General features: G+C 72.8%; 1 protein-coding gene. It reads left to right on the top strand.

From position 1 onward, the window contains the following. A partial coding sequence (locus RYX56_RS26695; protein WP_317124297.1) for a hypothetical protein occupies positions 1 to 257 on the top strand: 257 nt, incomplete at both ends.

Below are 257 nucleotides of genomic sequence, written 5' to 3'. Positions count from 1 at the left end.
CCCCTCGCCTTCGCCCCACGCGCCTTGAGTATGTCGTCGATGGCGTCCGGCTGCGGGCCCAGCTGTCCGCCGCCGCCCTGGAAGCCTCCGGCGGGGTGGCGCAGCGCAAGGCGGCCCTCGACATCCTCAAGCAGGCGCTGTTCCGCGGCCGGATGATCGCCAAGGAGCGGCTGGAGAACGGCGCCGGCGGGATCGAGACCGCGCGCCTGCTGTCCGGCGTCACCGACGAGGTGATCACCGCCCTGTGGGACTTCACC

The sequence above is a fragment of the Alkalihalophilus lindianensis genome (genome assembly GCF_032843265.1).
In the GTDB taxonomy this organism is placed as follows: Bacteria; Bacillota; Bacilli; order Bacillales; family Bacillaceae_D; genus Alkalihalophilus; species Alkalihalophilus lindianensis.
This window is presented reverse-complemented; position numbering and strand designations above follow the sequence as displayed.